The sequence below is a fragment of the Murinocardiopsis flavida genome, from assembly GCF_003014485.1.
Lineage (GTDB): Bacteria > Actinomycetota > Actinomycetes > Streptosporangiales > Streptosporangiaceae > Murinocardiopsis > Murinocardiopsis flavida.
Window position 1 is genome coordinate 37268 of sequence record NZ_PYGA01000028.1, and the last position, 24520, is coordinate 61787.

Genomic DNA, 24520 nt, shown 5'->3' on the forward strand with positions numbered 1-24520 from the left:
CCATGCCCGTATGAGTTGACCACCGGCCTCAAGCGTCCGGTCGAGACTCTCGACCATGTCGCGTTTCGGCTTTCGGGTGCCCCGCTCATACCCACTTATCAGTGGGCGCGAAGCATGAATTGCAGAGGCTAGTTCGCCCTGGGAGAGGGCCAGATTCGTCCGTAGGCGCCGGACTTCGGCCCCGAACTTGGACCATGCTGCGGTCGGTTGACTCATGCTGCCAACTTCCTGCTACAGATACGTAACCAAATGGTACTTACCGTTCGCGAATATTCACAACGCAATGAAACAACTGGCTTGGGATTCTTTGTAGCGCGAATGTTGGTGGAGCACGAGGAAGTCCAAGAAGGTCGTACACATTCGGCTGGCCAGGAAGCCAAACCCGAACGGACGCCCTGACATAGGAGCGGCCCTGTCCGGTGCGTCACCACCGAGCAGGGCCTTAGCTCCTCTACCTGATACGCCCAGGAATGAGGAACCATGTCGAACCTTACCGAGCGGCACATTGTGCACCGCGTCCGGGATTCCCGGCGTCGGAGGCGCTCCCGGATCCGCCCTTACCTGCCCCGCCGGACCGGGGTGGTGCAGCCGTGAGCACCGCTGCCCCCGCCCTCGCCGTGGTCCACACTGCGGTCTTCGCCGCCGTGCCCGCCCAGGTGGGCTCCGCCCGCGCCTGGGCCGTCACCACTTCCGGCCTGCCCGACGATGCTGCGGCCGATCTCGCCCTCATCACCTCCGAACTCGCCACCAATGCCTGCCGCCATTCGTGCTCGGCGCGGCCCGGCGGCGCCTACACCCTCACCCTCACCCGCCACGAGGACCGGGTGCGCATCACCGTCACCGACGCCGGCCCCCGAGCGGTGGGCGCAGGACGCCGACCCCAACCCGCGACCGGAGCGGAGGAGTCCGGGCGCGGCCTGGCCCTGGTCGCCGCGTTCGCTCACGCCTGGGGCGTGGACAACGACACCGGCGGCACCCGGGTCTGGGCCGAGGTCCGCACCGCCCCGGACGCCGGGGCCTAGCGGTGGCCGCGCTGACCCGGGCCCGGCTCTCGCGGGAGTGGGGCCACGCCTGGCTGATCACCGGCCCCACCCCGGGGCGGATGTACACCGCGAGTCGGCTGCGCCCCCGCGCGGGCGGCCCGAACCACCTCTCGGTGCACACGCTGCGGGGGCTGCGCACCCGGCTGGAGCAGATCGACACCGACGAGCGCGACCCGGTCCTGCCCCGGCTGCGTCCCGCGCTGCCCCGGCGCGACCGCACCACGCGCTACTTCCGCGTGCCCCCGGGCACCGCGCACCACCCTCGCTGATCGCAGACCGCGCCCGGCCACACCACTGGCTAACCCCAGCTGGACACTCCCGGCTGATCGCAGACCGCGTCCGGCCCCGCCGCCACCCCTCCCACGCGGGGCCGGGCGCCCACGACCCGTACCAACCCACGCCCCGACCCCCGCAGGTCCGGGCGCCCACACCCCCGGGAGACCGGCATGCCCCCGCCCACCGGCACCCCGCACACAGCACTCGCGGACCCGGCCGAACCCACCGACACCGCCGAACCCACCGACGCCGCCGACCCCGCCGACCCCGCCGACCCAGGCGAGACCACCGCCCGCACGCCCGCCGCCCGCGCCGACTCCGGTGCCCCCGCCAAGCCCGGAGATCCCGGAGAATCCGCCGAGCCCAGCGGCCCGGAGGACCAGCCCTTGCGCCACGGCTACACCGCCCGCGCCCTCGCCCGCCTGGCCAACTACGCCGCCACCCAGTACCGCTACCCCACCCCGCTGCCCTGGGAGGAGCGCCGCGACGCCGCCTGGTCGGCCATCGCCGAACACCTCTACACCGCCACCGAACCCCCCGCCTACTGGGACCTCATCCGCGCCGGGTGGAACACCATCACCGCCCACACCCGCAGGCACCGCTCCACCCACGGCCAAACCGCCCACGGGTCGGCCCCGCAGTTCCACCGCTACTGGATGCTCGCCGCCACCCCCACCGCAAGCCCCGAAGACCGCGTCGTGGAACGCCTGGCCCTCGACCAGATCTGGGCCGCGCTATCACCCCGCAACCAGGAACTCATCCGCGCCCTCGACGACCACGGCGACTACACCACCGCCGCCGAATCCCTCGGCCTGCCGGTGTCCAGCTTCTACTCCCTGATCTCCCGCGCCCGGCGCGCCTTCACCGCGCTGTGGCTGGAAGGCGAAACCCCCACAAGGGCGTGGGGCAACGACGTTCGCACCGGACGCGACCGGCCCAAGCACGTCACCACCACCGCCCGCCAACGCACCCGCAAACGGCACCGCGACCAGACCACCGACACGACGTCCGGAACCCCGGCCCCCGCACGGGCGCCCCGCAACCGCCGCGACATCGGCACCACCGACACCGAACTCCTCACCCGCCACGCCAACGGCGAGAGCTACCGCGAAATCGCCGACACCCTGCCCATCGGCCCCACCGCCGTGCGCACCCGCATCCTCAACGCCTTCAAGGCCACCGCCGAGCCCCGCCAGCACCCACCCCACTGACCAGACCACCCATGCTCGCCTGCGCGGGGAGCACTCTCGTTGACCTCGAAACGCTACCGCGACACACCCCCGATTCTGACCACTTCTCGAAAATAGGAAACCCGAAACCAAACGACGCCAATCGCCCACAGAAGGACAAAGTCGAGAATGCGCACGACGGAAGAATCCGAGGGCGGCGCGCGCCCTCCGGATTTCCCACAGGCGACGCCGGCTTGCGAGGCGGCCTTCTCGCCGAAGCGGATACTCGTGGCCTGTGGGGAAAGCAGCAACGACGGTGGGAGGGGCCCGAGGTGGGCGGTTGCCCACACGCCCCGGGGCGTGGAGGAGAAGCAGCAGCAAGGACGGCGGGGCCCGGGCTTCGGCGGAATCGAGCCGGTGTTTGGAGTCGGTCCGTTCACTGGGCGGCCTTGTGGCCGGGCCGTGTATAGGCGATCTGTGGCCAAAAGCAGCAACAACGGCGGGCGGGCTCCGGGCCTCGGCGGTATCGGATCGGTGCGCGGTGGTGAACCGCAGCACCAACGGCGGCGAGGAGTCAGGCTCCGGTTACCTCGGTCGGAGTGCGCGGCAGTTCGGGGTGGGCGACGGGGCGGCGACAGCCGGTGGCGGCCTGGGGGTGCGCGACAGGCCACCGCTGCGCATGGGGCGAGGGGCTTTCAGCCGCCGCGGTGCGAAGCCCTGCACAAAAGGGCAGGTCAGCGGTTCGGGCACAGCACCTCGTCACTGCGAACGTCTCACATCGTGAGAACTCGACGAGAGGGACAACCCAGACAGCACCCGCATGACGTCTGGGTGGACACCCCGCCACCCGCAGGGCCCGCACCGCACGCAAAATCGGACACCAAAGTGCAATCCGGGCGAGTGAAAGCGGCCCCGGCTGATTGCTCGTCCGCATGATGGACATGATCTTGGCGCGGGACCCGAATCAGCGCCTATTTGCCGCGAAACACGCGAGGGAAAGGGACATACACCCCTAATCACCCTTCGCAGGTGGAGCTCTGCGCAGGTAGCCGTGCTTTTCGCTGCGGAGGGACACGGGTACGCGGGCGGCCCTGGGAAACCCCGCCGTCGACTGCGCAACCCGGCCGCCGCCCCGTCGCCTGCCCCGACTCCCGCACGCCCCGACCGATCCAACCGGAGCCCGGCCCCTCGCCACCGTTGGTGCTGCTGTTCACCACCGCGCACCCGGCTCGACCAAGTTGGGCCCGGCCCCCTCCCGCCGTCGTTGCTGCCTTTCACCACAGACCACCGGCACGCGGCGCTGCGGCAAGGCCGCCCCGCGAACGGGCCGACCCCAGACGCCGGTTCGATACCGCGGGGGCCCGGCCCTCCGCCGCCTTCGGTGCCTCTGTTCCCCACCGCGCACCCTGCTCGGCACAGCCGAGGCCGGACCCCGCTCACCGGCCGGTGCTGCTTTTTCCAACCAGGGACCGGGCGCCGACAGCGGACAGGGCCACCCAACGAGCCGGGATCGCCTTCCAATAACAACAGACGCGCGCGTGCCACCCCAGGATTTATGGGAGTACTCGCGCTTCGCTGCGCCCCGCGCACTCGGCCCGATCCAGACGGGGCCCAGACCCCCGCCCGCCCTCGTTGCTGCCTTCCCCGCAGGCCGCCTGCACGCGGCACTGCGGCAAGGCCGCACAGCAGGCGGACCGACCCCTAACAGCCGACAGTCCACCTGCTGACGTCGACGGCGATTCACGTGGGACCGGGCGCCGCTCCGTCCCGCACCGCTCGGCACCCCCGTGGGTGGCGGGGGCTAGGGTGGCGGGCGTCGTCGGATGGGAGTTGCGCGCATGACCGCACTGAACACCAAGAACCTTGCGTCGTTGGGCCCCGACGTGCCGGTGCCCGGCTACGACCGGTCGGCGCTGACCCCGGGCATCGTGCACTTCGGTGTGGGCGGGTTCCACCGCGCGCACCAGGCCATGTACCTCGACCGGCTGATGAACGACGGAACGGCGCTGGACTGGGCCATCCGCGGCATCGGCGTGCTGCCCGGCGACCGCGCGATGAAGGACACGCTGGACGCCCAGGACGGCCTGTACACCCTGGTGCTCAAGCACGCCGACGGACGCCGCGAACCGCGTGTGATCGGCTCCATGGTCGACTACCTGTTCGCGCCCGACGACCCCGAGGCCGCCGTCGAGGCCGTTGCGGACCCGCGGATCCGGATCGTGTCGCTGACGGTCACCGAGGGCGGGTACAACGTCCACCACGTCACCGGCGAGTTCCTGGCCGACTCCCCTGACGTCGCCCATGACCTCGCACCGGGCGCGGCGCCCCGCACGGTGTTCGGCATCGTGACCGAGGCGCTGCGGCGCCGCAGAGCGCGCGGGGACGCCCCGTTCACCGTGATGTCCTGCGACAACATCCAGGGCAACGGGCACCTGGCGCGCACGGTGTTCACCGCGTTCGCCTCCCTTGTCGACCCCGATCTCGGTGCCTGGGTGGCGGAGCGGGTGGCGTTCCCCAATTCGATGGTCGACCGCATCACCCCGGTGACCACCGACGCCGACCGCGCCGAGGTCGAGGCGCGCTTCGGGGTGGCCGACCGCTGGCCCGTCGTGTGCGAACCGTTCACCCAGTGGGTGCTGGAGGACGCGTTCCCCGCCGGACGCCCGCCCCTGGAGGACGCCGGTGTCCAGGTCGTCGCCGACGTCGAGCCGTACGAGCTGATGAAGCTGCGCCTGCTCAACGCGAGCCACCAGGGCATCGCCTACTTCGGCCACCTCGCCGGGTACCGGATGGTGCACGACGCCGCCCAGGACCCGCTGTTCGCCCGTTTCCTGCTGGACTACATGGAGCGCGAGGCGGCGCCGACGCTCGCCCCCGTTCCGGGCGTGGATCTGGCGGAGTACCGCCGCACGCTCATCGAGCGCTTCGCCAACCCGGAGGTCGGCGACACCATCGCCCGGCTGTGCGCCGAAAGCTCCGACCGGATTCCCAAATGGCTCGTGCCGGTCATCCGCGCCCAGTCGGCCGCGGGCGGGGAGCTGCACCGGTCGGCGGCGATCGTGGCGAGCTGGGCTCGCTACGCCGAGGGCACCGACGAGCAGGGCGAGTCGATCGATGTCGTGGACCGGCTCGCCGCCGAACTCACGGCGACCGCCCGCACCCAGCGGGCTGACCCCTTGGCGTTCGTCGCGGCCCGCGACCTCTTCGGCGACCTGGTCGAGGACCCCCGGTTCACCGCCGCGTACACGTCCGCGCTGGCGTCCCTGCACGCGCACGGTGCCCGCGCGACCCTCGAAGGGCTGGTCGGCGGCTGACCGGCGGCCCCTGACAGGCGCGCGACCCCACCCAACGGCCACCCCGCCACCGGTCGGCCGATGGGGGCTTTCCTACCCTTGGCTGGTCGGGCCGGGTCCTGGTTGCGCCCGGTTCCCGTGCCCACTGGAGGAAAGGCCCGCCTTGACCACCCACCTCACCCACTGGGGCGCGCTGGAGGCCGTCAGCGACGGGCGGCGGCTGACGTCGGTGCGGCCCTGGCGCGGCGACCCCGACCCGAACCCGCTGATCGACAACGTCGCCTCGGCGCAGCACCACCCCACGCGCGTCGACCGGCCGCACATCCGCCAAGGGTGGCTCGACAACGGGCCGGGCCCTGCCGCGCGCGGCGGCGAACCGTTCGTGCCGGTGTCGTGGGAGACCGCGTTCTCGCTGCTGGCGGCGGAGCTCGGCCGGGTCTACCGCGACCACGGCCCGCAGGCGGTGTACGGCGGCTCCTACGGCTGGTCCAGCGCCGGACGCTTCCACCACGCGCAGAGCCAGGTGCACCGCTTCCTCAACGCCCTCGGCGGCTACACCCGTTCGGTGAACAGCTACAGCTACGGCGCCTCTCAGGTGCTGCTGCCGCACGTGGTCGGCCCCGCCGAGCAGCTGATGGCGGCCTCGACCTCGGGCCGGGTGATCGCCGAGCACACCGAGCTGTTCGTGGCGTTCGGCGGCCTGTCTCCGAAGAACTCCGCGGTGGGCCCCGGCGGTGTGGGACGGCACGAGCAGGCGTCGTGGAGCGCCGCTGCGCGCACGCGCGGGTGCCGGTTCGTGTCGGTCAGCCCGCTGCGCGACGACACCGCCGCCGACCTGGACGCCGAGTGGATCGCCGCGCGGCCCGGCTCGGACACCGCCCTCATGCTGGCGCTGGCGCACGTCCTCGACGACGAGGGCCTGGCCGACCACGCGTTCCTGCACCGCTGCACCGTGGGCTACGACCGCTTCGCCCGGTATCTGCGCGGCACGGACGACGGCCGGCCCAAGACACCGGAGTGGGCCGCCCCGCTGACGGAGGTGCCGGCGGAGCGGATCCGCGGCCTCGCCCGCGACATGGCCCGCTCCCGCACCATGATCGGGTTGAGCTGGTCGTTGCAGCGCACCCGGTTCGGCGAGCAGCCGCTGTGGATGGGCGTCGTCCTCGCGGCGATGCTCGGCCAGATCGGGTTGCCCGGCGGCGGATTCGGCCACGGCTACGGGTCGACCGCCGACGTCGGCAAGCCGCTGCGGGTCGCCTCGGCGCCGTCGCTCCCGCAGGGCGACAACGCGGTCGACTCCGCCATCCCGGTGGCGCGGATCGCCGACATGCTGCTGTCGCCCGGCGAGGACTACGACTACAACGGCGAGCGCCGCGCCTACCCCGACATCCGGCTGGTGTACTGGGCCGGCGGGAACCCGTTCCACCACCACCAGGACCTCGCCCGGCTGCGCGAAGCGTTCGCGCGCCCCGATTCCGTCGTGGTCAACGAGTCCTTCTGGACCGCGACCGCCCGCCACGCCGACATCGTGCTGCCCGCCACAATGTCGATCGAGCGCGACGACTTCGGCGCCGGCCGCAACGACCCCACCCTGTTCGCGATGCCTGCGCTCACCCGCCCCTTCGCGCAGGCCCGCGACGACTACGCGATCTTCGCCGAGCTGGCGCGCCGCCTCGGCGCCGAGACCCGCTACACCGAGGGCCGCGGCACCATGGGCTGGCTGCGGCACCTCTACGACGACTGGCACGGGCGGCTCGCCGCCAAGGGCCACCGGCTCCCGGCGTTCGCGGAGTTCTGGGACGCCGGGTCCGCGCGGATCCCGGTTCCGGACCCCGACCAGGTGCTGCTGCGCGACTTCCGCGCCGACCCCGAACGCTTCCCGTTGAGCACCCCCAGCGGGCGCATCGAGATCTTCTCCGCGACGATCGACGGGTTCGGCTACGCCGACTGCCCGGGCCACCCGGTGTGGCGCGAACCCGAGGAATGGCTCGGCGGCGAGCGGGCGCGCACCTACCCGTTGCAGCTCATCGCCAACCAGCCGCGCGCGCGGCTGCACAGCCAGCTCGACGTCGGCGCGCACAGCCGCGGCAGCAAGGTCGCCGGGCGCGAACCGGTGCGGCTGCACCCCGACGACGCCGCGGCGCGCGGGCTGCGCGACGGCGACACCGCGCGCCTGTTCAACGACCGCGGCGCCTGCCTCACCGGAGTCACCGTCAGCGACGCCGTGCGCCCCGGTGTCGCGCAGCTCTCCACCGGCGCCTGGTACGACCCCGACCCCGCCGACCCGGGCTTCTGCCGGCACGGCAACCCCAACGTCCTCACCGCCGACGTCCCCACGTCCGCACTGGCGCAGGGCTGCACCGGCCAGCACGCGCTCGTGCAGGTCGAGCGCTACGACGGCGCCGCTCCCCCACTCGCGACACTGCACGCGCCGCCCACGGTCGCCGCCGCGGAGTAGTCCACCGCCGGGTCGGGCGGGCGGCTGCCGTTCGCCCGGAACCGGCAGAGGGGCGGCCCCCTGCCCGGAACCGGTCAGGGTTCGGTCGTCCGAGGGCCGGTCCGGCGGGTGCGGGCGAGCAGGGCCGAGGGGCGCCGGCGTCCGTTCAGCCACCGTCCCAGCCACGTCGGCCGCACCAGCAGGTCGTAGCTGATGAGGAGGACCGCCGTGGTGGCCGCCCCCGCCACCGCCAGTTTGCCCACGATCGGCCAGTGCAGGTCGCGCAGGCCGAGTTCGACCAGTAGCAGCAGCGGCAGGTGCATCAGGTACATCCAGTACGACGCGTCGGCCAGGTAGCGCACTGCCGGGCGTTCGCGGTGCAGCGTGCGCGTGCACAGGCCGAGCAGGCCGAACGTCCACGTCCACCCGGCGGCGGCGGTCACGGCCGCCTCGGCGGGGCCGGACAGGACCTCGGGGTCGAGCAAGCCGAGCGCGGAGAGCCCGGCGGCGGCCGCCAGGTGGACCGGCCAGCCGCGGCTCAGCCGCGTCAGCGCGTCGGGCCGGGCGTGCAGGAACCACCCGGCCGCGTACGCGCCGAGGTAGGCCGTCAGGGCTGCGGCCTCCGGCAGGACGGTGACGGGCTCCTGGATGCCGTGAAAATCGTCCGGCCCCTGGAGCAGCAGGCCGGCGAGGTAGGGCAGGGCCGCCACGAGCACACCGGCGGGCGAGGCGAGCAGGGACCCGATGCGGTCGGCGATCCGCCCGCTCCGATCGGGACCGAGGATCCGCAGCGCGGCGAACCGGACCAACGCGGTGATCAGCACGCACTGGAGCAGCACCACCAGGAACCACATGTGGGCCGGTGCGAACACCTGGAGCGGGTCGGTGACCTCGGTCTCGTCCGCCGGGGTCGCACCGTCCAGGGTCCCTGCGACGGCGGCAATGACGCCGAGCGGGAGCACCGCCACCGGCCAGAAGGCGAGCACCGGCAGGCCGATGCGCAGCGCCCGGTCCCGCACGTAGCGGCCGGAGCCGCGGCGCTGCACCACCATGCGGCCGAAGTAGCCGGCGAGCAGCATGAACAGCGTCATCCGGAACAGGTGGATCACGGAGACGGCGGCCGTCGCCGAATCGGCGCTGTACCGGTCGGTGACCAGCCAGTAATCGTCCGGCAGGAACGGCATCAGGCCGTGCAGCACGATGCCGAGCAGCAGCGCGCCGCCGCGGAGTGCGTCCAGTCCGTGCTGCCGGTCGGCCGGGGCCGCCCGTTCCGGTGGTGGTCGGTGGGGGTCCGTCTGCACGTCGGTCATTGCGGTGGGCCTTTCGGGCGGGTGGCCCGGCGCGCGCGTCGGTGCGGGCCGGGCAGGGGACACGGGACGGGGCCGCCGCGTTTCGCGCGGGCGGTGCGGCCCGACTGCGAGCCTAGCAAAAACTTCGACCGCTCAGTCGAATTTTCGACTTACCAGTCGAACATTAGACTCCGACCATGCCATCGGACGCACTCACCCGCACCCGCAGGGCCCGCCGCGACGACCTGGTCGCGGCCGCCATCCGCCTCATCCACCGCGACGGCGTCCACGCCGCGTCGGTGGAGCGCATCGCGGCCGAGGCCGGGACCAGCAAGGGAACGGCCCTCTACCACTTCGCCAACAAGGAAGAGCTCTACGGCAGCGTGGTCGACACCCTGTTCGAGGCGGGGCGCGCCTACATGGGCGAACGCCTCCAGGCCGCGACCACCCCCCGCGAGCGGCTGGCAATCTACGTCGAATCCAACCTGCGGTTCGTCCTGGAGAACGGCGAGCACGTCGTCGCGACCCAGCGGATCCTGGAGCAGATCGGAGTCGGCGACGCCGACCCGTCGATCCCGCCGCTGCGGGCGATGCTCGAAGACGGCCAGCGGGAGGGGGTGTTCGTCGCGTTCGACTCCGAGGTCATGGCGATCGCGATCCGCGCGCTGATCGACACGGCGGCCTACCACCTGCCCGGCCGCGCGGGCGGCGACGGCGAGCACTACGTCGCCGAGGCGGCCGCCCTGGTCCTGCGCGCCGTCGGCGCGGCACCGCCGGATGCGCGATGACCGGCGCCCCGGCCCGGTGCCACCGCGGGAACCGGCCCCGCGTAGCGCGGCGGCACCGGTAGGGGCGCGGTCCGCGCTCCCCCGCCCTCCCGGCCGCCTCCGCCGGACGCGGGTCCGTCGGGTGACCAGCGGCAGGCGCCTCCAGCAGACGAGCGGGTCAACCGGTCACCGGGCTGTGTCGGTTTCCCCACCTCAGCGGGCCCCTCCCTACTCGTTCCACCACCGGCTCTTTCAACACAGCGCAGCCGAGGACTCGCGGGCAGAGCCCCCGAGTTCACTGTAGGTTCCGAATGGAGGTGTCATCCGGTGGACTTCGGCCTGGTGTGTTGTGCGCCAGTCCGGATGATTCGTCGGCGTTCTGGTCCAGTTGATCTGTCGTTACCTGCACTCGGTCAGCATGATGGCGCCCGGCCATGCCGAACAGGTGCACCCACAGCGACCTCCGCGGCTCACTCTGGAATCAGGATCCCCGAGACGGACTGTTCGCGGACAGGAATGGCTGACAACGGCCGACTTCATCGGCAACGGACATGTCCGGACCACACCCGCGGTGGATTCAGACCGAGAATGTCGATGAGAATCAGTAGCAGCAGGGACGACGAAGGGCGGAGCCTATGGCCCCGCCCTCGCTGCCGAACGAACCCGGCGATCGACCCGCAACCGGCATGCAGCCTGTGATCCCCCGACAGGTCCTCGCCCGCAGAGGCGTCGTTCTTCGTCAGGGAATCGAGAATCCTATGGAGAACTTCAGCGCCGCCGCCTCGCCCGCGACAGTCACACAGGCCGAGCTCATCCTCTTCGCTGCGCTCAGCCTCGACCAGCGGGCAGGTTTTCCGCCGCCCAACGCCGTCCCGGCTCCGGGTCGATGCCGAAGCGCTCCGCATAGCGTTCGTGGATGTCCGTCCATGGCTTGTGCGCCTCCTCGTCGGACAAGTACTCGCCGGCGAGATGCGGTTCGAGCCGCGAAAGGTAGATCTGCCAGCCGGTTGCGGTCTGAGCCGCCGGCAGGTCGTCGATGACGTGCGTAAAGATCAACCGGCATCCGCCTTCTGTTGAGATCAGCTCGAAGCTTTGCGGCTGGCCGGCGATCGTCCACGCCAGGCGGTGCGGTACATCGACCTCGGTCACTTCGAGGCTTGCACCGCCGCAGTCGACGGTCTCGCCCGTCGCCGGTGTCCAGTCGGCAGCGGCGGGGAAGAAGCGTTCAAGCTCAGCCGGCACACTGACCGCTTGCCACACACGCTCGATCGGATACGCAAGCGAGCGCACGAAACGCAACCCTGGGCGCCCGTCGATTGTTTCCAGGGTTCCGTAAGCCACGGTGTCGGTCATGGGGCGTCCTTAAATGTCGGTGTCTGCGACCGGCGATCCGCGATGGTCTGAGCGGTATGGCGTCGGTCGAGCCGACAATAGGCAAGTGTTCACTTGCATGTCAAGTACGGCATCCTTCGGTTGAGCGCTGCACCTCTCTGCTTGGCGGCTTCCCGTGGTTGCAGGAGTCGCGGACCGGGTCAGCCCGCGGCGCCCCGTTCGGCACGGTCGGCGCAGTGCCCGCCGCCCCGGGTGCTCAGCCGGGGCACCTCGCGTGCAGGAGGGCCTCGGTCGCCTCGGCGAGCCGCCGCGCGTCGCCGGGGTCGAGCGTCTTCAGGGTGAGCGGGACGGGCCTGCCGCGGTCGATCGCCGTCAGCGGCGCCTCGGGCGGGTGGTCGATGAACCCGTGGACGGGCGCGATCGCGTCCGCGACGGGGCGGGCGGCCACCCGCGCCGCCACGCGGAGCAGCACCCGGACCGGGGCGGGCAGCGGACTGAGGTCGCCGCTCCTGGTGAAACCCGGGTGGTAGAGGACGTAGCGGATCGGGTTGTCGGGGCGGGCGGCGAACGCCACACCGAGAAGGTCGTTGGCGCGGCCCGCCTGGAGTTGGGCGGCGACCGTGCTGTAGCGGCGCTCCAGTTGCAGGTCGTCAAGGTGGACGCGGCCCTGCACGGTGCCGGTGCCGGAGACGTTGACGATCACCGGGTCCGCGCTGCGGCGCAGGAGCGGGGCGAGGCCGTCGCCGAGCAGGACGCGGCTCAGGTAGTACAGGGCGAAGGTCCGCTCCAGCCCTTCGGCGGTGACGGTGCGCCGGGTCGCGTGCCGGTTCGCGAACAGGGCGAGCGCGTCGACCACGCGGTGGCGTTCGGCGATCCGCTCGACCGCCGCCCGCGTCGCGGCGACGCCGGACAGGTCGACCTGGATGAAGTCGATCCGGCCGGCCGCGCCGACCCGCTCGGCCTCGGCGCGGAGCCGCCGCCCCTTGTCGGGGTTGCTGCCGAGGACGACGACGCTGTCCCCGCGCTCGGCGCGCGCAAGGGCGAGGGCGCGCCCCATGCCGTCGGTGCCGCCGCTCACGACCACGACGCGGCGGCGGCCCGGATTCCGGGGGCTGGGATCGGTGGGCACAGGAATGCTCCTCTTCGGTGGGTGCCGGACGTGCGCACTACGATCATCAGTACGCACCCGGCCCCGCGGAAGGACGCAGTTCGATGTCCGGTACCCACACGGATGTTCCTTCGGTGGTCAGCGCGCCGCTGCCCAGCCCGGTCCCCGCAGAAGAGTACGAGCAGTGCCCGGTCACCGACATCGTGCGGCGCGTCGGCGACAAGTGGTCGGTCCTGGTGATCGTGCTGCTCGGCAGGCGCCCCCACCGGTTCAACGAACTCCACCGCGGCATCGAGGGCATCAGCCAGCGGATGCTGACCCGCACCCTGCGCGGTCTGGCGACCGACGGGCTGGTGCGCCGCGAGGTCTTTCCCACCGTCCCGCCGGGCGTCGAGTACAGCCTCACCCCGCTCGGACACTCCCTGCTGGGGCCGCTCTCGGCTCTCGCCGACTGGGTCGTGGCGCACCGGGACGACGTCGCCGCGGCGCGGCGGGCCGCCGCCGCGGCGGACACCTGAGCGTCCGCCGCGCGGCCCCGATGCCGCCTACCGGGCCCAGGTCCAGGCGTAGCCGGGGTCCTCGCAGGCCAGCGCCGCCGGGCCCAGGTCGAGCGGGCGGAAGGTGTCGATCATGACCGCGGTCTCCGAGGTCTCCCGCGCGCCCAGCGCCGCCTCGACCGCACCGGGCTGCGGGCCGTGGGTGAACCCCGCCGGGTGCAGCGAGATGGACCCGATGCCGATGCCGGACCCCTTGCGCGCCGCGTAGTCGCCGCCCACGTAGTACATGAACTCGTCGCTGTCGACGTTGTGGTGGTTGTAGGGGATGGGCACGGCGTCGTCGTGGAAGTCCAGGACCCGCGGGCAGAACGAGCACACCACGAAGTTGGGGCCCTCGAAGGTCTGATGTACCGGCGGCGGGGCGTGCGTCTTCTTCACGATCGGCTCGAAGTCGGCGATGTTGAACGCGTAGGGGTACAGGTGGCCGTCCCAGCCGACCACGTCGAAGGGGTGGTGGGCGAACGTCATGCGGGTGAGGCCCCCGCGGGTGCGCACCAGCACCGGGGTCTCGGCGCGGGACTCCGGGCCGTCGACCAGCAGCGGCTCGGACGGGCCCCGCAGGTCGCGCTCGCTGTAGGGGGCGTGCTCCAGGAACTGGCCGGCGGACGACAGGTAGCGCTTCGGCGGGCGGATGTGCCCCGACGCCTCGATGACGAGCGCGCGCACCGCGCCACGCGGCAGCCACCGGTGGATGGTGCCGGTGGGCACCACCACGTAGTCGCCCTCGACGGCGTCGATGGCGCCGTAGCTCGACTCGAACCGGGCGTCGCCGGACTGGAGGTAGACGACCTCGTCGCCCACGGAGTTGCGGTACAGGCCGCTCGCCGCGGCGGTGGCGGCGTAGGAGATGCGCACGTCGCCGTTTGCGGCCAGCACCTGGCGGCCGGTCACCAGGTCGCCGCCCGCGGCGAGGTCGTGGGCGCGGAAGTGCCGGGGGGTGAGCGGGACGTTGGGCACCGGGTCGGCGGCGACGGCGGGTTCGGCGACCGGCTCGGCCGCCACGATGGCCGTGGGCAGGTAGCGGTGGTACAGCAGCGAGGAGTCGGCGGAGAACCCCTCCTCGCCCATCAGCTCCTCGGCGTAGATGCCGCCGTCGGGCTTGCGGAAGACGGTGTGGCGCTTGCGCGGCATCGCACCGACCGCGCGGTAGAACGGCATCGCAGGATCACAGCCCCTCGGGTCGCGGCGCGCGGCCCGCGCACGCGGATAGGGCCGGGGCGCCGGGTTGGCATCAGAGCGTTTTTGTCCGATAATCGGATATCGTTTGTCCGCTCACCGATCAGCATGACTCCGGCCGCGGAGCCCGTCAAGAGGAGTCGCCGATGGCCGAGGGATCCAAGACGGTCGATCAAGCGCTGCGCCTGCTCAAGGAGATCGGCCGCGGCTCGGGAACCGTGTCCGAGCTCGGCACGCGCCTCGAACTGCCCCGCACCGTCGCCAACCGGCTCATCACCACCCTGCACGAGCACGGGTTCGTGCGCCGCGGGCACGACGGCCGGTTCGTCCTCGGCGAGACCCTGTTCGCCATCGCCTCCGACGCAGACTCCCGCCTGCGCGAAGTCTGCCTGCCCCTGCTGCGCGACCTCGCCGCGCGCACCGACGAGACCGCCGTCCTGACCGTCGGCGACGGCGACCACGCCGTCGCCCTCGACCAGCACCGGGCCGGGGCGCACCTCATCGCCATCGACTACCGGCCGGGCACCCGCCACCCCATGGCGCAGGCCGCAGCGGGACGCGCCATCCTCGCGTGGTCGCCGCGCCGCCTCATCGACCGCTGCGCGGCGCGCGAGGCCGACCCCGGCGCCCTGCGCGCCGAACTCGACCGGGTCCGCGCGGCCGGATACGCGGTGTCGGTCAACGAACTCCAAGCCGGCGTCGCCGGGGCCTCCGCCCCGCTGTTCCACAACGGGCGGGTGGTCGCCAGCATCGGCCTGGTCGTCCCCGCCCAGCGCTGGCCCGACCCCGCCCTCCTCGCCGAGCCGGTCCTCGCCGCGGCCAGGTCGGCCTCCGCCGGACTCTGACCGCCCGGCACGCGGGAGCGCCAACGACGTGCGGACCCGGCTGATCCGCGACCATCACTGACCGCCCTGGCACGCGGGGACGCCCCTCACCCGTCCCGGCGGAACGGGGCCGCGACGAGCACGACGGCGGCGCAGCCCGCACCCGCGGCGATCGCGAAGACCACAGCGGGCACCGACAGGTCCAGCACGGTGCCCGCGAGCGCCGAGCCGACAGCGTTGCCCACCCCGAACGACGTGATCATCCAGGCGTGCGCCTCGGTCAGCGTACCTTCGGGGGCGATCCGCGCGACCAGGGCGAAGGACGACGCCAGGACCGCCGGCAGCGCGCACCCGCTCAAGAACGCCAGCGCCGCCATCGGCCCGAGTCCCGGCACGAGCGCGAGCGGCAGGTACCCGGCGGCGAGCAGCGCCATCAGGAGCAGCAGCCGCCGGTCCTCGCGCCGCGCCGCACGGACCCCGGTGTAGGCCACCCCGGCGACCAGCGCGCCCCCGGCGTTGGCGGCGATCAGCCACCCCGCGGCGCCGGACGCCCCGCTCGCCTCGGCGTAGCCGGTGATCCCGACGGTGAACGCGCCGATCGTCGTGCCCACGCACGCCAGCGCCGCGAACAGCCGCACCATGCCGCGGGCCCGCAGCGGGCCCAACCAGTGGCGTCGCACGGGACTCCCCCGCCAGGCGCGGGCCGGGCGCGCCGCGGCGAACCACAGCGTCCCGGCGAGGCCGACGGCCCCCGCCGCGGCAAGGCCCACCTGCGGCCCGCCCACCGCGGCGCAGCCCAGCACGATGAGCGGGCCGAAGACGAAGATGAGCTCCTGCGTGGCGGCGTCCAGCGAGAACCCCGCGCGCACGGTCCGCTCGTCGTCCAGCACCACCGGCCACAGCACCCGCAGGCACGGTTCGAGCTGCGGGGTCGTGGCGCCCGCGAGCGCGGCCGCCACGGCGGCTACGAGCGGGAACCGCACCGGGTCGATCGCTGCCAGCAGCAGGAACCCCGCCGTCGACAGCGCACCGCAGGCCAGCAGCACGGGGACCTGGCGGGTGCGGTCGATGAGCCGGGCAAGCACCGGGCCGAACCCGGCCGCACTGGCCGCATAGACCCCCGTGAGCAGCCCGGCGAGCCGGTAGTCCCCGTCACCGGCACGCACGCTCAGGATGATGGCGAGCGGCGCCATCCCGGTGGGCAGCCGCCCCACAATGGAGGCTGTGAGCAGCCGGGCCGCGTGGCGGCTGCGCAGCACGGCGACGACGGGCGGCACCGGGCGCCCCGCTATCCGCGTCATCGGACCGCCCCCTCGGCAAAGCCCATGGCCAGCGCCTCACTCAGCGTGGACCCGACGGGCACCCGCTCGGCCCGCAGTGCCTCCACCGTGTGCAGGCCGCTCGCGACGAGGACGCACCGAGCGCCGGCCGCCGCAGCGGCGCGTGCGTCGTCCACGCTGTCGCCGATGAGCAGCACCCCCGCGCCGCCGGTGCCGAGCGCGCCCAGGTGCTCGGCGAGGTGGCGGGCCTTGCGTCCGGCGTCGGAACCGCGCTGCCCGTCGACGCGCGCGAACCGGCCGGCGATGCCGAAACGGTCCACCAGCGCCATGAGGCGGTCGTGCGGGTGCATCGACAGCAGTGACTGGGTGCCTCGGCCCGCCACCAGGTCCAGGCAGTCCAGCGCGTCGGCCGCCAGCGCCAGGGCGGGCCTGCGCCGGGCGTAGGCGGCATCGAACGCCGCGTTGAGAGCCGTGTGGACGTCGCCGGGCAGGGCGCGGCCCGCCAGCGCCGTGTAGTAGTCGGAGATCGGCTGGGTGTGGCTGCGTCGGCAGTGGTCGGCCGTGACGGGTGGCAGGCCGACCGCTGCGAACGCCTCGATGGTGGAGTCGACCATGGCGGCGGCGTCGTCGAACAGGGTCCCGTTCCAGTCCCAGACGACGTGCGCGATGGCGGCGCCGTCGGGGTTCAGGGGGTCGTTCGCGAGCGGAGAGGGGGGTGGCATCGTCTGCTTTCGGGCTCTGGGGCGGCGGCCGGACGGCACGCCGCCCATCGGCCCGTCGGTCGTAGAGAGACGCCGAGCCGCTGGTCACACGGACGCCAACACGCTAAGAAGCCCCAACAGGCCGCGTCCAGAGATCAGACCCCCTTCTGACACGGAAATGTCAGCTTGCCGCCGAACACCCCCCCGGGACGAACCGCCACGGCCCACGCCGGGCGCCGCGGGCACGGGTTCGTACTCCGCCACCGCCCCTCAAGGCGGACTTGTGCCCGGGGTGCGGGCTCGAAGTGGACCATGGTGACTCCTACCCGGCCCGGGACCGGTAGGCGCGCTGGCGGCACGCCGGGGAGCAGTAGTCGCGCGGGCGGCCGGTGGCACCGCGGGCGACAGGGACGCCGCAGGACAGGCAGTGCCGCTCCGCGGGCTCGGCCGCAGGGCTGGAGTCGACCAGCGCCTGAATGCCGTCGCAGATGCGCTCCATCCCGAAGGCGAAGCTCGCCTCCGGCGAAACGTAATCCCCCTCGGCGACCAGCCGGGCGAGAGCGGGGTAGCTTCCGGACGCCGCGCGGCGGGCGAAATCGGGGTAGCGCTCGGTCCACCACTGCTCGATGTCCATCCCGGACTCGGCTTCGAGCCGCGCCTCCTCGATGGAGTCGTACGCGGCTCCTCGGACGAAGTGGTTGATCAGGGAGAGCGCGGCGGACCGCTGCGAAGCGCCGAGCCCGCTGCCGTCGAGCGCGGCTAGCGCGGCGTCGAAGGCCGCGAGCACGTTGGGGCCCAGCGACGAACGGCTCTCCGGAACCTGGAGCAGCCAAGGGTGGCGGTGGTAGACGCGCCAGTCGGCGCGCGCCAGCTCCCACACCCGTTCGCGCCAATGCGTCCCGATGAAGGACACGGCCTCGCCAGAGGCGGCCGCGCCGGAAGACGCGCCGCCGTTCGCGGCGCCACCGTTGGCCGTCCTGCCGTAGGCGGCGTCGACCATGAGGCCGACCAGTTCGGTCTTGGTGCGGACGTAGCGGTAGAGCGACATGGTCGTGACACCGAGGCGCTCGGCCGTGGTGCGCATGGTGAGGGAACCGAACCCGTCGGTGTCGGCGATCTCGATGGCCGCGGCGACGATCCGCTCCGCAGTGAGGCGGCGCTCCGGCCTCCGGCGCGGGCCGCCGGTGGTCCTATCGCCACTGGCCGAGCCGTGCGGACCGCCCGCAGCCCCATCGACACCGGCCGAGCCGTGCCGACCGCCCGCAGGCCCAATGGCAGCCGCGGAGCCATGGGGGCTGCCGAGGCCGTTGCCGTTGTCCTTTTCCGGCACCATCGCCTCCGAGCCGTGCGCTTGCTATATTACGTACACTCATGCGCGCTGCGCGACACGATCGCCGGCATAACGCCACAGCACCACAACACACGCCCTACCGGACACTACGCACAGCAGACCCGTGCAGCTCTCGACCACCGCCCCCACGACGGCCGACCACTCACCCCACGTTCCGTAACATAGATGCTAGTTACGCAACACCCTCTGGTCAAGCGCGCCGACGGCGGGAGCACCCGACGGAAGGAACGCCCATGCCATCCCCGCCGCCCGATGCCGCGGAACACCGGGGCGGGACCGCCGCCGCGCCGCGCCACCTCACCCCCGACCTCGCCCGCGGCTTCATGCTGCTCCTCATCGCCATGGCGTATGCGCCGCTGTACGTGGCCGGCGCGGAGTACGGGCTCAACTACCACCCGACCGACGGCGGCACGGCCGACCGGGTCACCAACTTCCTGCGCCTCGTCCTGCTCGACAACCGCTCCTACCCGATGTTCGCGGCCCTGTTCGGCTACGGCCTCGCAACGGTCGCGGCCCGCAGGAGCGCGGCAGGCGACGGCCCCGGCGAGGTCCGCCGGCTGCTGCGGCGCCGCGGCCTGTTCCTGCTGCTGTTCGGGTTCGCGCACGGGGTGCTCGTCTTCCCCGGGGAGATCCTGGGCGCCTACGGGGTGGCGACGCTGCTCGTGGGGTGGCTGATGGTCCGGCCCGAACGGGCGCTGCTCCGGGCCGCCGCCGTGCTGGTCCCGATCCACGTGATCCTGGTCCCCATGTTCACGCTGATCGCGTCTCACTACATGTACGCCGAAGCCGAGCACGTGGTGCCCGGGTACTCCCCGGCCGAGATGGTGGGACGGGTCGCCGAGTACCCGGTCGTGCCCTTCTTCTCCCTCCTCGCGTACCCCGTCCTCCTCGCGATGGTGCTGGGCGCCTGGGCGGGGCGGCGGTCCCTGCTCGCCGACCCCGCGGCGCACCGGCGCCTGCTGGTGCGGACCGCCGCCATCGGCATCGGGGTGTCGGTGGCGGGGGCGCTGCCCGCGGGGCTGGTCGCCGCCGAACTGTGGCAGACCACGGCGACGCTCGACGGCGTGCTGATGGCGGTCCAGGTCCTCACCGGCGTGGCCGGGGGTATCGGCTACGCGGCGCTGTTCGGGGTGATCAGCGCCCGCACCGGGGACCGGCCCGGCCCTGTGGCACGGGCGCTCGCCGCCGCGGGGGCGCGCTCGCTGAGCTGCTACCTGTTCAACTCGATCGTGCTGGCGGTCCTGCTCTCGCCGTCGCTGCTGGGCCTGGAAGCGGGGCTGACCAGCACCGGCGCGGTCTTCGTCGCCGCCGGGGTCTGGGCGGTGGGGGTGGCGCTGGCCGTGCTCCTGCAACGGTCGGGGCGCGGCGGACCGGCCGACGTCTTCCTGCGCCGACTGGTCAACCGGCCCGCCCGCGGACGCTGACGCCCGTTGCCGACCCGCCCGCAGGCGCGGGCCGACAGGGCAGGGGTGCTCCCGAATGGCGGCGCCGCGGGGCGCGGTCGCCGCGCGGCCCACCGGGTCAGTACGCGGTGGCGAGGAAGTAGCCGAGGGCGACGAAGGCGACGACGTAGCAGACCCCGACGAGGCCGAACGCCACCCAGGCGAGGATCATCATGACCTTCGCGGCTCCGGGGCTGTTGGAGTTCATCGCGGCCCCGACGATGCCCAGCACCATCCCGGCGAGGCAGCCCAGTGCGAGCGGCCACAGGATGACGAAGGAGGCGAACATGCCGAGCCCGTTGAGGACCGCCGCGATGATGGCCGAGGCGGCGACCCCGGCACTGCCCTGCTGCGTCGGGTATCCGCCGCCGGGGTAGCCCGGGCCGCCCGGATATCCCGGATATCCCGGGTGGACCGGGCCGCTCGGGTGTCCGCCGCCGGGGTACCCCCCGCTGCCCGGGTAGCCCCCGGTCGACGACTGCTGACCGTAGTCCCCGTAGCCCCCATAGCCACCGGACGGGGGCGGCGCGCCCCATCCGCCGGTGCCGTATTGCGGTCCGCCCGGACCGGTGCCGTAACTCATGGTGGCTGGTGTCCGTTCTGCTCGGCTATCAGCACCATCATGTCAGAATCGCACGCCGCGGATTGGGGCTCGGGTGCTTCGGCGGGGTGTCGGCACAGCGGGGGATGGCAACTCCCAACTCGCCACCTTTACATTGTAGATTCACCATTTTGCGAGGTGAGGACGGACGCGGCGGCCTTCTCGATCTCCTCGATCGAACCCGCCATCAGCACCGCGGCGTGCTCGGTGATGGCAGGGACCGGCCAATCCCACCACGCCGCGCGGGCCAGCCGCGCGGCGTCCTCCGCCGAGTAGCGCCGCCGGACCTCGCGGGCGGGATTGCCCGCGACGACGGTGTAGGGGTCGACGTCGCGGGTCACCACGGCGCCCGCACCGATGATCGCGCCGTCGCCGATGCCGACCCCCGGCAGCACCGTCGCGTCGCGCCCGAACCACACGTCGTTGCCGACGACGGTGTCGCCGCGGCTGGGATCGTGCGCCAGGAACGTCGCGAGGGTGCCGTCCTGCCAGGCGCCGGGGAACATCGTGAACGGGAACGTGCTGGGGCCGGTGGCGACGTGGTTGCCGCCGAGCAGGAAGCGGACCCCGCTCCCGATCGAGCAGAACCGGCCGATGCGCAGCATCTCGGGGCCGAAGGCGTACAGCGTGCGGGACTCCTCGAACGACGCGCCGCCGTCCTCGGAGGCGTCGTAGTAGCTGTACTCCCCCGCCTCCACCAGCGTCCCCGTGAGCGACGGCCGGATGAACACGCACCGCGCGTCGCCCTCGGCGAGCGGGAACACCCGTGCGGGGTCGGGCACCGCGCCGCCCGGCGCGGCGGATCCACCAGGGTCGGTCATGCGCTCTCCTCGATTCCGTTGTTCAGCCGGAGCTCGGGCCCCGACCAGTTGCGGCGCATCCAGCGGTCGTGCGTCGCGATGACGACGGCGCCCGGCGCGGTGCGCAGCGCGTCCTCCAGCTCCTCGGCGAGCCGCAGCGAGATGTGGTTGGTCGGCTCGTCGAGCAGCAGGACCTGCGGGGCGTTCGCCACCAGCAGCGCCAGCGCCAGACGGCGCCGCTGGCCCACGCTGAGCGACCCGACCGGGCGGTCGAGGTCGCGCGGCGCCACCAGGCCCAGCTCGCCGAGCGACGGCGCCCCATTGCCCGTCTTGTCGGTGCCGACGAGGTTCGCGTACACGACCCGCGGCGAGAGGTCGCCGCGGGTGAACACGACGTCCTGCTCCAGCAGCGCGACCGCGGCGCCCCGCTGCCACTGCACCTGGCCACCGGCACCGGGGTCCAGCCGCCGGGCGAGCACCTGGAGCAGGGTGGACTTGCCCGCCCCGTTGGGCCCGGTCACCAGCAGGCGGCCGTCGGCCGGCAGGTCGAGGTGGGGCAGGCGCAGCCGCCCGGGGATCTCGATGCCGCGCGCCATCAGCGCCATGCCGTCGGTTCCGGTGCCGCCGGTCAGCGCGGAGCGGAACGCCAGCGGTTTGGGCGGCTTGCGTACCTGGTCGCGGTCGAGCTCGTCCAGGCGCCGCTGGGCGTTGCGGACGCGGCGCGAGATCTGCTTCTCGACCTTGGCCCCGCTGGCGTCGTACATCATCTTGTTCTTGTCCTTCATGGGCCGGAAGTGGCCCACCTGGCGGGCGGTGGTGCGCACCGCCTCGCGCAGCGAGCGCAGCTCGCCCTGCTCGGTGCGGAACTGCTCCTCCCACGCCTCGCGCTCCAACCGCTTCTCCCGCAGGTAGTGGGAGTACGCGCCGCCGTAGTACACGGCCCCGCCGCGCGAGGGGTCGAGGTCGAGCAGGCCGGTGCACACCTCGTCCAGGAAGGTGCGGTCGTGCGAAGCGACCACCACCGCCCCCGGGAGCGAGCGGAGGTAGGACTCCAGGAACACCACGGCGTCGTCGTCCAGGTGGTTGGTCGGCTCGTCGAGCAGCAGCGCGCGCGGGCGCCGGATGAGCAGGGCGGCGAGGGCGAGCCGGGCGCGCTGGCCGCCCGACATGGCGTCGATGCGGCGGTCCGGTTCGACGCCGCCGAGTCCGAGCCCGTCGAGCACGAGGCCGGCCCTGCGGTCGGCGTCCCAGATGTCGGCCTGCTCCGCGGCGTCCAGGCTCTCGCCGTAGGCCGCGAGGACCGCCGCGTCCTCGGGGTGCGCGTCGAGCGCCGCCGTGTGCTCGGCGAGGCGCCGCTCGATGGAGCGGACCCCGTCAAGCGCGTCCTCGACGGCACCGGTCAGCGTCATGTCGCCGGGGTAGGGCACCTCCTGGTGGCCGAATCCGAGCTCGGCGGGGACGGACACCTCGCCGGAGTCGGGGGCCTCGGCGCCCGCCAGCAGGCGCAGCAGGGTGGACTTGCCGATGCCGTTCTCGCCCACGAGGCCGAGTCGCATGCCGGGGGCCACCGCGAGCGAGATGCCGGTCAGGACGGCGCGCCCGTCGTAGGACTTGGTGAGGTCGGCGGCCGCGAGAACGGGGCGGGTGCCGGGGTCGGCCGCTGGTGACGGAAAGGTCTGCACAGGCAAGGCCTCCTGGTTCGTGATCAGGGGTGGCCTCGCTGCCCTGCGCGGCGCGGAGATCCGCAGAACGATGGCGGCCTTGATGCGCGGCTGGCGGGACATCGAGACCACACCGAAAGGGATTCGGCTGGCATCCGCCGGGCATCGGCTCGACCCTCGGGAAAGGGGAGCCGCCTCGGACGCGGATGTGGACTCGATGTCAGTGACGCACGGAGCAGAGGTTAGACGACGGGCCGCCGCCTGGCAAGCGGCTTTTCCCGGCCGGTGCGCCGGTCACGACATCAGGTCGCTGCCGATCAGCCCGGTGCCGACGCGGTCGGCCCGCGCCACGTCGGCGATGATGTCGTCGAGCCCGGTCGCGGCGGTCCAGCCGATGGCGTCGCGGATCCGTCCGGTGTCGGGCACCCTGCGGTCCACGTCGACGTGCTCGCTGCCGGACGCAACGGTGTGCGGCACGTACACGACGTCGCTGCCGGACCCGGTCAGCGCGCGTACCCGCACGGCGAGTTCGCCGATGCCGGTCTCCTGGCTGCCGCCGAGGTTGAACACCGCGCCGGGCACGCCCGTGCGCTGCGCCAACCGGACCATGGCCGGGACTGCGTCGGTGACGGCGCAGAAGCAGCGCCGCTGCGAGCCGTCGCCGTGCACGGTGAGCGGGCGTCCGCGCAGCGCCTGGTGCACGAACACCGGCAGCACCGCCCCGCCGCGCAGGTCCTGGCGGATGCCGACCAGGTTGAACAGCCGCACGGTGACGGCGCTCAGGCCGTAGTCGGCGGCGAACCTGGCGACAATCAGCTCGGCGAGCCCCTTCGCGGCGGGGTGGGCCCAGCGGGCCGAGCCGGTGGCGCCGAGGATCCGGTCGTCGTCCTCGCGCAGGCGCTCGCCGACGCTGCGCCCGTAGACGTCGCCGGAGGACGTGTACAGCAGGCGGCAGCCGAGGTCGAGCGCCGCCTCGCAGACGATCTCGGTGCCGGTGACCTCGGTGCGCACCGCGTCCAGCGGGCGGCGGCGCACCGCGGCCGCCCCGGTCTGCGACGCCAGGTGGAACACGGCGTCGCAGCCGCCCATGGCGGCGCGCACCGCTGCGGCGTCCAGCACGGTGCCGGCCGCGAGGCGGGCGCGGCGCCCGCTCCGGTCGGCGAGGTGCTCGACCGACCCCGCCGACAGGTCGTCCAGCACGGTAACCTCGTGGCCCCCGTCGAGGAGGTGGTCGACCAGGTGGGAGCCGACGAACCCGGCACCGCCCGTCACCAGTGCATGCATCTCGTCGGCACTCCCCGCACGTCGTGGTCACCGATCGGAGTCATTCAACTACACAGAGAACATGTAGCGTTGCACTCCACCGGGTGTGTCCGGAACACCGTGCGCACCCGCGTCCCCGCTCTGCCCCGC

The 24520-nt window shown here is 72.9% G+C and carries 20 protein-coding genes and 1 pseudogene; 9 read left to right on the plus strand and 12 right to left on the minus strand.

Annotated features, from left to right (window positions below):
* Nucleotides 1-12: 12 nt before the first annotated feature.
* Nucleotides 13-216 (minus strand): annotated as a pseudogene (locus CLV63_RS35325) (helix-turn-helix domain-containing protein); the annotation flags it as partial.
* A 374-nt stretch (nucleotides 217-590) separates the two neighbouring features.
* Between CLV63_RS35325 and CLV63_RS28430 the strand changes: the two are divergent.
* The 5 genes from CLV63_RS28430 to CLV63_RS28455 all read left to right on the plus strand — a co-directional run bounded on the left by CLV63_RS28430 (nucleotide 591) and on the right by CLV63_RS28455 (nucleotide 8239).
* On the plus strand, nucleotides 591-1022 hold the full coding sequence (locus CLV63_RS28430) for an ATP-binding protein (RefSeq protein ID WP_170134359.1): 432 nt from the start codon (nucleotides 591-593) through the stop codon (nucleotides 1020-1022).
* A 2-nt stretch (nucleotides 1023-1024) separates the two neighbouring features.
* The gene (locus CLV63_RS28435) at nucleotides 1025-1312 is read left to right on the plus strand and encodes a hypothetical protein (protein WP_106586326.1); all 288 of its coding nucleotides are present in this window, start codon (nucleotides 1025-1027) and stop codon (nucleotides 1310-1312) included.
* A 177-nt stretch (nucleotides 1313-1489) separates the two neighbouring features.
* Nucleotides 1490-2530 (plus strand): RNA polymerase sigma factor, encoded by a 1041-nt coding sequence (locus CLV63_RS28445; RefSeq protein ID WP_170134360.1) that lies wholly within the window; start codon nucleotides 1490-1492, stop codon nucleotides 2528-2530.
* Nucleotides 2531-4326: 1796 nt separating this feature from the next.
* Nucleotides 4327-5802: a mannitol dehydrogenase family protein gene (locus tag CLV63_RS28450; RefSeq protein WP_106586329.1), complete on the plus strand. Its 1476-nt coding sequence runs from the start codon at nucleotides 4327-4329 to the stop codon at nucleotides 5800-5802.
* Nucleotides 5803-5944: 142 nt separating this feature from the next.
* Entirely contained in the window at nucleotides 5945-8239 is a 2295-nt protein-coding gene (locus CLV63_RS28455; protein ID WP_106586330.1) for a molybdopterin-dependent oxidoreductase, read from the plus strand.
* 74 nt (nucleotides 8240-8313) lie between these two features.
* Here CLV63_RS28455 and CLV63_RS28460 read toward each other — a convergent pair whose 3' ends face one another.
* Nucleotides 8314-9528, minus strand: coding sequence for an acyltransferase family protein (locus tag CLV63_RS28460; RefSeq protein WP_106586331.1), 1215 nt, complete (start codon nucleotides 9526-9528; stop codon nucleotides 8314-8316).
* A 176-nt stretch (nucleotides 9529-9704) separates the two neighbouring features.
* Between CLV63_RS28460 and CLV63_RS28465 the strand changes: the two genes are divergently transcribed.
* Entirely contained in the window at nucleotides 9705-10295 is a 591-nt protein-coding gene (locus CLV63_RS28465) for a TetR/AcrR family transcriptional regulator (RefSeq protein WP_106586332.1), read from the plus strand.
* Between the two features lie 807 nt (nucleotides 10296-11102).
* On the opposite strand, the gene CLV63_RS28470 is transcribed toward CLV63_RS28465, so the two are convergent.
* The gene (locus CLV63_RS28470) at nucleotides 11103-11627 is read right to left on the minus strand and encodes an SRPBCC domain-containing protein (protein ID WP_106586333.1); all 525 of its coding nucleotides are present in this window, start codon (nucleotides 11625-11627) and stop codon (nucleotides 11103-11105) included.
* A gap of 235 nt (nucleotides 11628-11862) precedes the next feature.
* Nucleotides 11863-12735 (minus strand): SDR family NAD(P)-dependent oxidoreductase, encoded by an 873-nt coding sequence (locus CLV63_RS28475; RefSeq protein WP_245929138.1) that lies wholly within the window; start codon nucleotides 12733-12735, stop codon nucleotides 11863-11865.
* An 83-nt stretch (nucleotides 12736-12818) separates the two neighbouring features.
* Between CLV63_RS28475 and CLV63_RS28480 the strand changes: the two genes are divergently transcribed.
* Nucleotides 12819-13232: a winged helix-turn-helix transcriptional regulator gene (locus CLV63_RS28480; protein ID WP_106586334.1), complete on the plus strand. Its 414-nt coding sequence runs from the start codon at nucleotides 12819-12821 to the stop codon at nucleotides 13230-13232.
* Between the two features lie 27 nt (nucleotides 13233-13259).
* On the opposite strand, the gene CLV63_RS28485 is transcribed toward CLV63_RS28480, so the two are convergent.
* Nucleotides 13260-14429, minus strand: coding sequence for a homogentisate 1,2-dioxygenase (locus CLV63_RS28485; RefSeq protein WP_106586335.1), 1170 nt, complete (start codon nucleotides 14427-14429; stop codon nucleotides 13260-13262).
* Nucleotides 14430-14593: 164 nt separating this feature from the next.
* Here CLV63_RS28485 and CLV63_RS28490 point away from each other — a divergent pair, with 164 nt between their 5' ends.
* Entirely contained in the window at nucleotides 14594-15292 is a 699-nt protein-coding gene (locus CLV63_RS28490) for an IclR family transcriptional regulator (protein WP_106586336.1), read from the plus strand.
* 86 nt (nucleotides 15293-15378) lie between these two features.
* Here the strand turns inward: CLV63_RS28490 and CLV63_RS28495 are convergent, their stop codons facing one another.
* From CLV63_RS28495 to CLV63_RS28505, 3 genes are all read right to left on the minus strand, one after another.
* Nucleotides 15379-16572 (minus strand): MFS transporter, encoded by a 1194-nt coding sequence (locus CLV63_RS28495; RefSeq protein WP_146165685.1) that lies wholly within the window; start codon nucleotides 16570-16572, stop codon nucleotides 15379-15381.
* The gene (locus CLV63_RS28500; RefSeq protein WP_170134361.1) at nucleotides 16569-17273 is read right to left on the minus strand and encodes an HAD family hydrolase; all 705 of its coding nucleotides are present in this window, start codon (nucleotides 17271-17273) and stop codon (nucleotides 16569-16571) included. Before CLV63_RS28500 ends, CLV63_RS28495 begins: the two co-directional genes overlap by 4 nt.
* A 301-nt stretch (nucleotides 17274-17574) precedes the next feature.
* Nucleotides 17575-18585, minus strand: coding sequence for a TetR/AcrR family transcriptional regulator (locus CLV63_RS28505; RefSeq protein ID WP_106586339.1), 1011 nt, complete (start codon nucleotides 18583-18585; stop codon nucleotides 17575-17577).
* Nucleotides 18586-18836: 251 nt separating this feature from the next.
* Between CLV63_RS28505 and CLV63_RS28510 the strand changes: the two genes are divergently transcribed.
* Complete coding sequence (locus tag CLV63_RS28510; protein WP_106586340.1) at nucleotides 18837-20027, plus strand: DUF418 domain-containing protein; 1191 nt, start codon at nucleotides 18837-18839, stop codon at nucleotides 20025-20027.
* A gap of 97 nt (nucleotides 20028-20124) precedes the next feature.
* Here the strand turns inward: CLV63_RS28510 and CLV63_RS33820 are convergent, their stop codons facing one another.
* From CLV63_RS33820 to CLV63_RS28530, 4 genes are all read right to left on the minus strand, one after another.
* On the minus strand, nucleotides 20125-20628 hold the full coding sequence (locus CLV63_RS33820) for a hypothetical protein (protein ID WP_170134362.1): 504 nt from the start codon (nucleotides 20626-20628) through the stop codon (nucleotides 20125-20127).
* Nucleotides 20629-20756: 128 nt separating this feature from the next.
* The gene (locus CLV63_RS35085) at nucleotides 20757-21467 is read right to left on the minus strand and encodes a CatB-related O-acetyltransferase (protein WP_106586342.1); all 711 of its coding nucleotides are present in this window, start codon (nucleotides 21465-21467) and stop codon (nucleotides 20757-20759) included.
* The gene (locus CLV63_RS28525; RefSeq protein WP_245929139.1) at nucleotides 21464-23128 is read right to left on the minus strand and encodes an ATP-binding cassette domain-containing protein; all 1665 of its coding nucleotides are present in this window, start codon (nucleotides 23126-23128) and stop codon (nucleotides 21464-21466) included. The genes CLV63_RS35085 and CLV63_RS28525 overlap by 4 nt, the downstream gene beginning before the upstream one ends.
* 273 nt (nucleotides 23129-23401) lie before the next feature.
* Entirely contained in the window at nucleotides 23402-24391 is a 990-nt protein-coding gene (locus tag CLV63_RS28530) for an NAD-dependent epimerase/dehydratase family protein (protein WP_106586343.1), read from the minus strand.
* Between the last annotated feature and the right edge of the window lie 129 nt (nucleotides 24392-24520).

What these genes read in the sequence shown, in the direction of transcription:
- CLV63_RS33820 (WP_170134362.1), bottom strand. Translation starts at nt 20,628, where the DNA reads ATGAGTTACGGCACCGGTCCGGGCGGACCGCAATACGGCACCGGCGGA.
- CLV63_RS28505 (WP_106586339.1), bottom strand. Translation starts at nt 18,585, where the DNA reads ATGGTGCCGGAAAAGGACAACGGCAACGGCCTCGGCAGCCCCCATGGC.
- CLV63_RS28465 (WP_106586332.1), top strand. Translation starts at nt 9,705, where the DNA reads ATGCCATCGGACGCACTCACCCGCACCCGCAGGGCCCGCCGCGACGAC.
- CLV63_RS28480 (WP_106586334.1), top strand. Translation starts at nt 12,819, where the DNA reads ATGTCCGGTACCCACACGGATGTTCCTTCGGTGGTCAGCGCGCCGCTG.
- CLV63_RS28485 (WP_106586335.1), bottom strand. Translation starts at nt 14,429, where the DNA reads ATGCCGTTCTACCGCGCGGTCGGTGCGATGCCGCGCAAGCGCCACACC.
- CLV63_RS28460 (WP_106586331.1), bottom strand. Translation starts at nt 9,528, where the DNA reads ATGACCGACGTGCAGACGGACCCCCACCGACCACCACCGGAACGGGCG.
- CLV63_RS28530 (WP_106586343.1), bottom strand. Translation starts at nt 24,391, where the DNA reads ATGCATGCACTGGTGACGGGCGGTGCCGGGTTCGTCGGCTCCCACCTG.
- CLV63_RS28495 (WP_146165685.1), bottom strand. Translation starts at nt 16,572, where the DNA reads ATGACGCGGATAGCGGGGCGCCCGGTGCCGCCCGTCGTCGCCGTGCTG.
- CLV63_RS28470 (WP_106586333.1), bottom strand. Translation starts at nt 11,627, where the DNA reads ATGACCGACACCGTGGCTTACGGAACCCTGGAAACAATCGACGGGCGC.
- CLV63_RS28490 (WP_106586336.1), top strand. Translation starts at nt 14,594, where the DNA reads ATGGCCGAGGGATCCAAGACGGTCGATCAAGCGCTGCGCCTGCTCAAG.
- CLV63_RS35085 (WP_106586342.1), bottom strand. Translation starts at nt 21,467, where the DNA reads ATGACCGACCCTGGTGGATCCGCCGCGCCGGGCGGCGCGGTGCCCGAC.
- CLV63_RS28500 (WP_170134361.1), bottom strand. Translation starts at nt 17,273, where the DNA reads ATGCCACCCCCCTCTCCGCTCGCGAACGACCCCCTGAACCCCGACGGC.
- CLV63_RS28450 (WP_106586329.1), top strand. Translation starts at nt 4,327, where the DNA reads ATGACCGCACTGAACACCAAGAACCTTGCGTCGTTGGGCCCCGACGTG.
- CLV63_RS28510 (WP_106586340.1), top strand. Translation starts at nt 18,837, where the DNA reads ATGCCATCCCCGCCGCCCGATGCCGCGGAACACCGGGGCGGGACCGCC.
- CLV63_RS28445 (WP_170134360.1), top strand. Translation starts at nt 1,490, where the DNA reads ATGCCCCCGCCCACCGGCACCCCGCACACAGCACTCGCGGACCCGGCC.